The organism is Flavobacterium pasteuri, assembly GCF_048286615.1.
Taxonomy (GTDB): Bacteria; Bacteroidota; Bacteroidia; order Flavobacteriales; family Flavobacteriaceae; genus Flavobacterium.
Genome location: NZ_JBLVPN010000004.1, coordinates 339331 through 352489, shown reverse-complemented (window position 1 = coordinate 352489; position 13159 = coordinate 339331). Strand labels below are relative to the sequence as shown.

Here is a 13159-nt window from a genome sequence, read left to right as displayed (position 1 = left end):
AATTTGTAATTTAAAAGACATCGAGTAGTCTTTTTGAGTACGCTTTACATAGCGACTTTCTTGAGGATTTTCCATAACGGTACTTTTTGTGTATCGCTATTTCAGGACTAGACATAACCAAATAAAAAAAGAATTACACCACAATAAAACCCGGTTAAAATCAATAGCAAAAAGCAATTTATTTTATTAATTTATCTAAATTTAAGTTATTTAACTTTTTTAACATACCAAAAACAACTCCAAACGTATTTAATCGGTTAAATAATACATTTAATCGATATTTATATTGTTTTTACTAAAAATTTAATTTATTTTTGGACTTCAAAACAACTCTTTATGAAAAAAAATTACTTTATTGTATTATATTTAATTGCTTTTATTTCTTTCAGTTCTTATTCGCAATCAAAAGACAAAACAGGAAAAATAACCAAAGAAATTTATAAAAAAATCAAAATAGCTAATCCTACACCAGAATTAATGAACAAACTGGGAAGAATTGGACTTGATTTAGATTGTGGTTCTCAATTTGACTCAAATGGTGATTTACTTATTGAAGTTTCTACTTATGAAGAGTCAAAAATTAAAACAATAACACCTTATCAAGTTATTGTTTCTGATATGGAAGGATTTTATGCAAAACGTGCTGTAAAAGACTTACCTCAAGCCAAGACAAACCTCAAATTACTTAAAACATCAGGTAAAAATAATGCCCGAAATACAAGTATAAAATCAACTACTTATGGCAACATAACGCATCGATTTGAAAACACCGAAATTGATTGGGCTGTCCCAACAAATTTTCAATTAGGAGCTTCTTTTGGTGGTTGTTTAACCGTTGACGAGACCAATGCTCAACTAGACTTGATGAGAAGTTTGTACCCAAACTTAATAACAGCAAAAGTAAATGCATCACCCACAGATCAACGTACAATAGGTGGTAGACCCGTTTATGTAGTAAAAATTTCAAATTCAAATATATCAGGCACAAAACCAGAAACATTATATACAGGAATGACACACTCTAGAGAGGTGTCTAGCTTGATGAACCTAACCTATTATATGTGGTATTTGTTAGAAAACTACGCTACCGATCCTGATGTTAAGAATTTAGTTGACAATCACGACCTTTATTTTATTCCAATTGTAAATCCTGACGGATTGGCTTACAACCAAGCACAATCACCAACTGGAGGAGGAATGCAAAGAAAAAACAGAAGAGAAACTGGAGATTGCTCTACTTATTTAGATGGTATTGACCTGAACAGAAACTGGGGAACTTATTGGGGGTATGACGACCAAGGATCTTCTCCTAACGGATGTGATGACACCTATAGAGGAACCGAAGGATTCTCTGAAGCTGAAACTACAATTATAAAAGATTTTTTCTTACTGCATAATTTCAAAACATCGGTAAATCACCACGCCTACAAAAATGCTGCCCTTCATGGTAGAGCTGCTTTTTACAGAACAAATAATATTGAAACGAATGCTCCTGTTCTAACAGGAAGAGAAAATGAATACTACCAATATTCGCATGATATGACACAATTCAGCCGATATGCCTACGGATCTAGCCCTAATATCAGCTATTGGAACAATGGAAATTGTAATGACTGGATGAGTGAAGGTTCAGGTAAGAACACACTATGTTGGACACCTGAAAATGGAGCTACAACAGGTGAAGGTGGTTTTTGGCCTACACCAATTCAGATAACTCCAATAGCAAAAAGAGCAGTAAGAATGAATTTTATTGCAGCTTATTACAGCGGTGTATATGCTAAATTACACGATTTAACAAAATCAGATATTACAAGCACTAGCGGGACTTTAAACTTTGGTCTAGAAAGAGTAGGTCAAACTGCCGGAGATTTCACCCTAACTGTTACTCCTATTTCTTCAAATATTCTATCTATTGCCAATGTAGCAGTTCAGTCTGGAATGACAGTTTTACAACAAAGAAATGTTGATGTAAATTTTACTTTAAGTCCAAGTATTGCTGCTAAAGAAAAAATTGAATTTGAAGTGACTTTATCTAATGGAACTTACATTATTTATAAAACTCGAATAGAAAAATATTACAATCCAACAAGCCTTTTTACTTCATTAGCTAACCCAACCACACTGGCTTTGGCTGGATGGACTGCAGCAGGAACTACTTCTTGGGCTGTAACCACTACTGATGGTTTTGGAGGAACTGCAGGTATTACAACAAATACTGCCGCAGCATACGCGAGCGTAGTAACTAATGCAAATCTAACACAAACTAATGCCATTTCATTAGCAGGAAAACAACAAGTTGCCATTCAATTTAATGCCAAATGGGATCTAGAAAGAAGTTTTGACTACGTTCAATTACAAGGGTCACCAGATGGTGGAACAACTTGGATTACAATGAACGGAAAATACACAAAACCAGGAACTACAACAGCAGTTACCGATTACTCCACTACACTTTCAACAACATCAAAAACAGTAGGCGACAAAGGCTTCCAACCTGATGGACAAGCTTTGTATGATGGAGATAAATTTGATAAATGGGTATTAGAAGAATATTACATTAGCGCAACCGAAAATTCAGGGCTTTTTAATAAAGCCAGTGTAAAGTTCAGATTCATTCTTAGAACTGATTCTAACAATAGAAATCATGGCTACAACACCACTTTTAAAGGGTTTAGATTTGACAATTTCAAGGTAATAGAAATTATATCTTCACCTCCAGTAGCCATTTGCAAAAATGCTACGCTATCATTAAACAGCAGTGGTTCTTTAACTGTGCTTACAACTGATGTAAATAATGGATCTACCGACGATATTGCTATCACTGCAATTTCAGTTTCTCCAAACACCTTCAATTGTACTCATGCTAACACAATTCAAGCAGTAACATTATCAGTAACTGATGCTGACGGACAAACTAATACTTGTGTAGCAAACGTAACAATCAATGATGCAACACCTCCTGCAACACCAACACTAGCAAATGTTACGGCGCAATGTTCAGTAACACCGGCACCGCCAACAACAACTGACCTGTGTGCGGGTACAATTACAGGAACAACATCAACTCCTTTCCCAATTACAACTCAAGGAACAACTGTAGTTACTTGGTCATTTAATGATGGAAACGGAAATATTGTAACAGCTGATCAAAATATAATTATTGATGATACAGTTGCTCCAGTAACTCCAACTTTGGCAGATATAACAGGAAAATGTTCGGTAACTCCTGTTCCTCCTACAACTACTGATGCTTGTACAGGAACGATTACAGGAACTACTCCTATTGTATTCCCAATTACAACTCCTGGAAATACAGTGGTAACTTGGACGTTTAACGATGGAAATGGTCAAAGTGTAACCGCTAACCAAAACATAGTAATTGGCACAACAACTTGGAACGGAACCTCTTGGTCAAATAGTGAACCCGTATCAGGTATGAATGCTATTATATCAGCAAATCTAATAATAAACACAGACCTTACTGCTTGTAGTCTTACTGTAAACAACAACGCTGTAGTTAAAGTAAATTCAGGGTTTAATTTCAATATTGCAGGTGATGTAAATGTTGCTTCTGGCGCTTCTTTAACATTTGAAAGTAACGCTAACTTGGTTCAAACCAAAAACACTAATGGAAACACCGGAAACATTATTGTAAAAAGAAAAACATCTTCTTTGATGCTTTTAGATTATGTATTATGGTCAGCTCCAGTATCTGGTCAGCAATTGCAATTATTCTCTCCATCTACATTACCAAATCGTTTTTATACTTATAACCCTTCAACAAATTTTTACAGTGGTATAGCATCAACGACTAATTTTGCGTCAGGAACCGGATACTTAATTCGTATGCCAAATAATCACCCCACAACGCCAACAATTTGGGAAGGTGAATTCAAAGGTGTTCCTAACAATGGAAACTATAACTTAACTGTTACAAATAATACGTACAATGCGATTGGAAATCCATATCCTTCTACCATCAATGCCAATACTTTTATTTCAACAAATAATATTACTGAAGCATTGTACTTTTGGAGAAAAACAAACAATAGTTTAAGTTCATCCTATGCAACTTACACTCTTGCTGGCGGTACTGCTAACGCAGGCGGATTGAGCAGTATTCAACCTAATGGAATTATTCAGGTAGGTCAGGGTTTTATTGCCAAAGCTACTTCTACGACTATTTCATTCACAAATGCTATGCGTTTAGGTAATAATGCTGACCAGTTTTTAAGAACTAAAAATATAGAGCGAAATAGAATTTGGTTAAACCTATCTACTCCTACATCACCTGTCAACCAGATGTTAATTGCTTACATGACTGACGCAACTACAGGAATTGATGCAACAATAGACGGAAAATACATTAATGACAATCCTATTGCCTTAAACTCTTTAATAGAAAATGAAGAATTTATTATACAAGGAAGAAGCCTACCATTTGTAGCTACTGATATTGTCCCTCTTACTTTCAAAACTAATGTTAGTGGAAACTACAGTATTGCTATAGATCATGTTGATGGATTATTTGCAAATCAACAAGACATATTCTTGATGGATAAATTAAATGGTTCTATTCATGATTTGAAAAAAAGTGAATATCCTTTTTCATCAGCAATTGGAACATTCAACAACCGTTTTGAATTAATGTATAAAAATACTGGAACGCTAGGTATTGAAACACCTATATTTAATGAAAACACAATACTTGTTTTCAATCAAAAAGGAATATTAAATATCAATTCTGGTTCAACAGTTATGAAGAACGTAACACTATTTGATATTAGAGGAAGAATCATTTTTGAGCAAAAAGAAATAAATGCTACTAAAACTTTGATCAAGGATTTTAATGCAGCAGAGCAGACTTTGATAATTAAAATAACATCTGATAAAAACGAAGTGGTTACTAAAAAAATAGTTTATTAATTAATGCTATTTGTTTAATAAGTGCCCAAAATCAAATAAAGAAATCGAAAAATGAAAAACACTCTATTAAAATTATACTGTACTCTCTTTTGCCTCTTGTCAAGCGTTCTGGTATTTGCTCAAATTGGTGATGATACCTCTGATGGTGATTTAGAGGGTGGAGAGCCTCCTATGCCTATAAACGGTAAATTAATATTTTTAGCTATAGCTGGAATTATTTTTGCCTATTATACTTTTAGAAAAAACAGAAAAGAACAAACTATTTAAGATAGTAATCCATCTTTTATCAAGAATTTCTTTTAAATTTTAAGTCCAATTAAATCAAAATTAAATAGATTCTTTTTTAGATCAAATGCATCTATTAGGAAAAATTTATATAATGCATAATAAAATCTATTGTAAAATTTAGTGTTTTATTTCAACAAAGCCAAAGTTTTAAGCTCATCAATATCGATGAATTAAATCTTTGGCTTTTACTTTTTTACTAGCGTAATTTGAAATTATATGAAATATAGGATTTATAAGTAATAAACAAAACCATTTTAAAATCTACCGGTAATTTTATAAGACTCTCCGTTACTTGAACTTATATCCATCTTATGAATAAAATTTTGAATCTGCAAATAAAAATAGAGTTCAAGTTAAGCAACATTTAAAATTTACAATGTAATTAGTCAAACCATTATAAAAGGTAAATTATTCAATAACACCATTAATGTTTCTCCTGTAAGCCTACTGGAAACAACTAATAAAAAAACCACTACAATAGAACGTTTTATTAAACACTACTACTGCAATACCTTGAATTTAAAAAAAGCTATCCTAATACAGTAGCTTTCTTTGATTCAACGTGTTTATTACTACCTGATTAATTTTCGTTTTTTGATAAAAAGTATTAAAAATCATAAAACATTGAACTTAAACGTAAATAATTGCTTTTTGTCGTTAAAAAGGCATTGTAATTAGGAATAAATATTTTACTTTTGACATATTAAATTACTTTATGTAAAGCACTAATAAGCTGATAATTAAAACCAAATAAAGAATAAATACGTAAATGATTTTATACTTGGGCAATCTATTGTCCCTAAATAAATACATTATCAAAACCCTATGAATAAAACTATACTTTTTACAAAAAAAATATTTTTAACTTTAGCTTTCTTATTTATTACTTCAGTTGGATTTTCTCAATCTCCAAAAACGTATTCATCATCAGGAACTTTTACAGTACCTGCTGGGGTTACATCTGTAACAGCTCAAGCATGGGGAGGTGGTGGAAAAGGGGGTTCAAGATCCACTAGTACCAACGGATATGGTGGTGGTGGTGGTGGTGCTTACGCATCATCAGCAGTAACTGTGAATGCATTAAACCCTGCCTACACAGTGACAGTAGGTACTGGAAGCACTACAACAGCAGATGGACTAGACTCTTGGTTTTCGACAACGGGTACTGTTCTGGCAAAAGGCGGGCAATCTGTTCCAAACGATGTAACAACAGGAGCAGCTGGAGGTTTAGCTTCTACAAGCATAGGAACAATAAAATTCAGTGGAGGAGCTGGAGTTACTGGACTCGCGGGTACTTATGGAGGTGGCGGTGGTTCATCAGCGGGTACTGGATCAGCGGGTAATACAGGAGTTACATCTACAGGAGGAGTAGCACCTGTAGGAGGAGGTAATGGAGGTAATGGTAGAATACTTATAAGCGGGGTCAGCGGAAATGGTTTACCTGGAGTTATTCCTGGTGGTGGTGGTGGTGGTGCTTTGAGAACTGCTGGTAATGGAATTGGAGGTTTTGGAGCAAACGGGCAAGTAATTCTTACTTGGACTTGTCCAGTAGCAGGATATAGTTTAACAGGTACTTCAATAGCCTCACCATTGTGTACTACAAATGGAGCATCAGTTACGCTTACTTCCTCAGCAACAGGATTACCTACTGGAATTTATACTGTTTCATATACAATTACGGGTACTAATACAGGATCAAGCACTGCTTCAATGACTGTAAATACAGCAGGAACAGGAAGTTTCACTACAACAGCATTAGCTAACGTAGGACTAACAAATATTCAAATCACCAATCTTTCAAGTGGTGTATCACCAGACAACTGTACAAATGGTATAAGTAGTGGTAATACAGCCAGCGTTACAGTAATAACAGTTCCCACACAACCTAGTACCATAACAGGAAGTACTGCTTTTTGTGGTGGTACATCACAAAGCTATAGTGTAACCAATGTTGCTGGAGTTACTTATAATTGGTCTTTTCCGGCTGGATGGTCTCAAACTGCTGGCGGAACAACAAATGCTATTACGGTTACTACAAACGGAACCTCAGGAACTGTAAGTGTAACTCCTTCTAATGCTTGCGGTAATGGTACGGCTCAAACTTTGACAGTAACTTCAAATACTCCAACCGCAAACGCTGGAAGTGCATTAGCAACCATTTGTCAAGGCGCTACAACGGTTGCATTAGGTGGATCATTTGGAGGAGGTGCAACAAGTGCCATTTGGTCTGACGGAGGAGTTGGCGGAACATTTTCTAATAATACCGGAAACACACCGAACACAACTATTTGGACACCACCAGCTGCTTATACAGGAACAGCAACTCTAACTCTTACTAGTGCTGGAGGTTCATGCGGAATTGCAATGGCTTCTAAAACACAAGTAGTAGCTGTAGGTTCATTTGCTACGGTAAGTAGTAACGCTATAACTGTTAACGGGTCACTGACTTCAACCTCATTAGGAGGAAACACTCCTAGTCCTGGATCAGGAGCATGGACTAAAATTTCAGGTCCATCAGGAACTATAACTTTTAGTAACAGTACTAATGGTTCTTCGACAGCGACTGTACCTGCAATAGGAACTTATGTTTTTAGATGGACTGTAACAAGTAGTTGTGGTACCAGTACAGCAGACATTACTGTAACTTATTTAGATGCTAACACTAATAGAAATTACACCTTGTTTTATGAAGATTTTGACGCAACAAATGGTGGATGGACAAATAGCACTTCTACAAATGGCTCTTGGCTTTGGACCTCTTCATTTCCAGCAACAATTGCAGAGATTGGCGAAAACTCTTTTTGGAGACTTAATAATTATAATACTTATAATAGCAATTCAATTGTAGAAATAGATAGTCCCGTTTATAATTTTACTGGTTATGAAAATTTATTGTTCAATATTGATGTACGCTATAATACCGAAGCTGATAGAGATGGTATGCGTATTTTATATTCTATTAACGGAGGTGCCTTTGTACAATTAGGAACTAATGGTAGTGGAATAAATTGGTATAACTCTCCAACAGTAAGCGCATTAGGAAGTAATGGATGGAGTAATAATAATGCCGCAGGGTCTTTAGCTTTTACACCAATAGGAATAGGCGCTGCTCGATTTACAAGAGCCACCACAACATTAGCAGATGCTACATTTAGAAATCAAGCCAATGTACGTTTCAGAGTGCAGTTTAAATCAGACGGTACTACTAATAATGTTGGAGTAGCTTTTGACAATATATCCGTAGAAGGAAATCCTATCGCAGCATTAGCACTATCTCCTATTGCCCCTGCCCAAGTAAAACAAAATCTTAGTCTCTGGTTTAAAAGTAATGCAGGAATAGCCGTTACAGATGGTACAGCATTGACAGCATGGGAAGACCAAGCCTATGATACTACAAGAGCCGATTTAGTGAACAAAGAAAGTGTAAAAGCATTAATAAGTGACGCTCCTACTTTTCGTGATAATAGTACTCGAAACATCAACTTTAATCCTGTTGTTGATTTCAACGCTGCAAACAAGGATTACATGAATGGTAAAGGAGGCTTGTACTCACAAGATTATTTTATAGTGGTATTTAGCAATGATATAATACAAAATACGATGGGAACTAACGGGCGACAAATTCCCTTGGGAGGAAAACTTTCTGATGAGGGATTCCATGAAGACCCAACTGGGCTAGGATTAGGAAACACAACTGCCCGCTACAACCCAGACGAAGTTATTTCACACAGTGTTGGTAGCTTTATAAATGGAACTGGCTCTCCCGCACCAGGTGTTGATTCATACGGCATAGCGTTTAGCTCATCAACCGTAACCTACAACGAACCACTTATCATAAACGTAAAAACAAATGCAAGCGGTACTCAAACAGAAATATATAAAAATGGTATAAAAATAGACAATACTACCGCTAAAACAGGTAATAATGGCGATCAACAACTTTTAAACTTTTATGAATACAGAAATTTACCTTTCTATTTAGGAACTGGACGAAGTGGAATCAGCGGTAGAGCTTTTTCAGCCTTAAATGGGAGACTTTCAGAAGTAGTTGCTTATACTGCTCCCAATAGTGTCCTAAACCAACAAAAAATACAAAGTTATCTAGGACTAAAGTACGGAATAACGCTACATGCTACCAGTAGCAGTAATGCATCTGGAGTAAGCATGACTACCAGACTCAATGATGTAGACTATATCGATTCAGCTGGAAACATCATTTGGAACACTAGTGCAAATTCAGGTTTTAATTATGACATCGCAGGAGTTGGAAGAGATGAAGATTCTCAATTATATCAGAAACAATCTAAAACAGTAAATAGTATAGACGATATAACAATTGGTTTAACTGATATATTACCAACAAATAAACTGAACACAGCTACTTGTAACGATAAAAATTTCCTTATTTGGGGTAACAATAATGGAACCCTAACTGCACAAGCACCCGTTATTGTAAATATTAGTTCAGGTATTACACCAGCATTAACAACAAATGTAGATTTTATATCCATAGGAAGAACCTGGAAAGTAGTAGAAACTGGCGGAAATGTTCCTACTGCTAAAGTATCTATACCGACTACGATGCTTTCAGCAACTATAACACCTCCCGGAGATTATCTAATGTTTATATCAGATACTCCTGTTTTTAATCCTACTGCTGAACATCGTATCATGACTGCAAATGGAAGTAATTTAGAAACTACCTATGACTTTAATGGAACTAAGTACATCACTTTTGGATATGCTCCAGATAGAACCTTTGTACGTTGTATAAAATTTGATGGTGTAAATGACTATCTAGATGCAGGAAAAGTATTGAACTTAAATAGTTCGTTTACTGTTTCGGCATGGGTAAATAGAAACAGTACTGATAAAACCATACTCTCAAAAAGAAACAGTTCGTTTACTGAAGGGTATGATTTAAGCATCAATACAGCCGGAAGAGCAGAAATGAGCTGGATGGTAGGGGGTACAAAACATACCATAACTTCAAATGTAGTTATTCCATTAGGAATTTGGCATCATATAGGTGTAATCTATGATGGTACAACAACAACTGCAAAAATGTATATTGATGGTGTAACAAGTGTAAGCAATACCACTATGCCTAACGTTCCTGCTACTACTCAATCATTCTTGATTGCAGCAGCAGATGATGTAACACCTACTTCACTCTTTAATGGCTCAATTGATGAAGTTCGTGTCTGGAATGTAGCCCTTACCGAAGCACAATTTCGTTATGTAATGAATCAGGAAATACGAAACAACACTACTTTTACTAATGGTGCAGTAGTACCTAATACTATCACACTGAATGATATTAGCAGTGTTCCATGGTCAAATTTGAATGCATACTATCCGATGTCTACCTATACTTATACGAATGCAAAAGATATTTCAAGCAATAATTATACAGCTGCACTCCGCAATCTAACAACAGTAGATTCACAAACTGCTCCATTGCCTTATGAGTCCGCCACAAATGGAAACTGGGAAACTGTAGGAACTTGGACTAACAGTACCGTACAAGATTTACCCTATAGCTTATCTATTGTTGATAACATAACTCCTATTGGCTGGAATATCGTGAAAACTACCCACAATATTACTTCACCAGGAAATAAAACCGTTTTAGGATTATTTGTTGATAGCAATACTTTGAGCGCTACAAATGACACACAAATTGAAGTTTCACATTACTTAAAGATAAATGGTAAAATAGATTTAGAAGGACGGTCACAATTAATACAAAAACTAGGTAGTGATTTAGACCCTACCAGTTCCGGTTCATTAGAAAGAGACCAAAAAGGACAGGGCAATATATTCAATTATAATTATTGGAGTTCACCTGTAGGAACTATAAACAATACTACAAATAACAATAGCTTTACCGTAGCAGGAGTTTTAAGAGATGGAACAAATCCTGCCGCACCAGGAACCATAAACTGGATTAATGGGTATGATGGAGCAACATCTCCATTTAGTTTAGCTCGTTTTTGGATTTATAAATTTGATAATTTAGGAAATGACTACGCCAATTGGACTCAAATAGGTGAAACAGGAACTTTATCAGCCAGTAAGGGATTTACTTTAAAAGGATCAGGAACTACAGGAACACAAAACCTAACCTTTTTAGGAAAACCTAACAATGGAACTATAACAAATACTGTGGGGATTGATCAATTGCTACTAGTGGGTAATCCATATCCATCAGCACTAGATGCAACTAAATTTATTAATGATAATATTAACGTTATCGCAAACACAACTAATACCCCATCAATAGACGGTACTTTGTATTTCTGGGAACACTATGCCACTAATAACTCGCATAATTTAGCAGCCTATCAAGGAGGTTATGCCATCAGAAATCTATCTGGTGGACTCGCTCCAAGTGCTACTGGTGTAGATTTCATAAGTGGAGCGGGTACAGCAAGTAAGTTAATCCCCAACGAATTCATTCCAGTAGGTCAAGGTTTCTTTGTGATTGGTAACCTTACAACAGGCGGCGCAGTAACTTTTAATAACAGCCAAAGAGGTTTTCATAAGGAAGACGAAACTGGAGTTTCACAAGAAATATATCGAATTCCCGCTAGTCCAAAAACTTCCAGTCATTGGACAGACAACAGCAATGCTCCTATTGAGAAAGACACCCATAAAAAAATACGTCTAGGATTTAATGTTATTGACAAAACATTCCACAGACAAGCGCTATTAGCCTTTATGGATGAGAAAGCAAATAGCGAGATGAATGATGGTTACGATGCTTTCAATATAGATGATTCTCCAAGTGATATGTATTTATTAAATGGGGAGAATGAATTAGCCATACAAGGAGAAGGCTATTTTGATGAAAATGCCTCCTTCCCTATTGGTGTTCGAACAGAGGCTAATGGAAAAGTATCGTTTGGTATTGATGCTCTAGAAAACTTCGACGAGAGCCAAAATGTTTTTATTTACGATAAAGAAACGGATACCTATAATAGCATAAAAAACAAAATGTATGAAGTAGAACTTCCTCAAGGGTATTTCACGGAACGTTTCTCATTACGCTTTAAGGATAAAACTCTTGATGTAAAGGATATAATTTATGAGAATAGTATTCAAGTAGTCTTTACTCGTTCTAATAATGTTTTGAATATTACAAATAGATCAAATGACAATACAGTAGTTAACGTGTCACTTTTCAACATTCAAGGAAAATTACTGTCTACATGGGATGTTGCTGACAAGGAACAAACCAGCATTAAAATCCCAATTCAAAACAAAACATCAGGAATTTATATCGTAAAATTAAAAACCACTAAAGGAAATATCAATAAAAAAATTAGTATCAAATAATTTAAAATAATCCAACTTAAAAAAAGATTTCTCACTACCGGAGGGAACTAAAAAACTTCACTTATTTTAATTAAAGTCGTTTTTTAGACAATATAAAAACGCTTATAACAAGATTTTAAAGATCCGTTATGAGCGTTTTAATTTTTATAAGTGTTTTTATTATATTATTATTTATATTTGAATTAATAATTTTGGATTTACATCCAAATAAAAAAGAAAAACCATTTAAATTTATAAAAATGAAAAAGATAATAGCATGTATAGCAATAGCATTTTTGACTCTTAATCTTAGTGCGCAAGAAAGTAAAACTACCACAAGAGAAAAAGCTAAAAAAGAATCTTGTTGTGCTAAAAAAAATTCAAAATCAAAAGCAATGAATGCAGATGAAATAGAAAAATGTCAAGCAAAATGTAAGGCTGAAGGAAAAAAGTGTAATGCATCATCAGCAAAAGCAAGCGGAAAAAAGTGTTAATCTAAAAAACTACACTACTATGGACTGAAAGTCCATAGATTTGGTTGGCAGACTAAAAGTATCCACGGTTACAAAACTTATTTTTTGTCAAGAATTCCACAAATTAGCACGAATTAATTTGTGGATTTCGT

Annotated in this window: 4 protein-coding genes; all 4 read left to right on the top strand. The window is 34.9% G+C overall.

What is annotated here, in order from left to right; genetic code table 11:
• Nucleotides 1-336 precede the first annotated feature (336 nt).
• The 4 genes from ACNQF6_RS08610 (at nucleotide 337) to ACNQF6_RS08595 (ending at nucleotide 13028) form a co-directional block, all read left to right on the top strand.
• On the top strand, nucleotides 337-4926 hold the full coding sequence (locus ACNQF6_RS08610; RefSeq protein WP_417965027.1) for a M14 family zinc carboxypeptidase: 4590 nt from the start codon (nucleotides 337-339) through the stop codon (nucleotides 4924-4926).
• Between the two features lie 51 nt (nucleotides 4927-4977).
• Entirely contained in the window at nucleotides 4978-5193 is a 216-nt protein-coding gene (locus tag ACNQF6_RS08605; RefSeq protein WP_417965025.1) for a hypothetical protein, read from the top strand.
• 846 nt (nucleotides 5194-6039) lie between these two features.
• A complete protein-coding gene (locus ACNQF6_RS08600; RefSeq protein WP_417965023.1) occupies nucleotides 6040-12555 on the top strand; it encodes a DUF8202 domain-containing protein in 6516 nt (2171 codons plus the stop codon).
• A gap of 128 nt (nucleotides 12556-12683) precedes the next feature.
• Nucleotides 12684-13028 (top strand): hypothetical protein, encoded by a 345-nt coding sequence (locus ACNQF6_RS08595; RefSeq protein ID WP_417965021.1) that lies wholly within the window; start codon nucleotides 12684-12686, stop codon nucleotides 13026-13028.
• Nucleotides 13029-13159 lie beyond the last annotated feature (131 nt).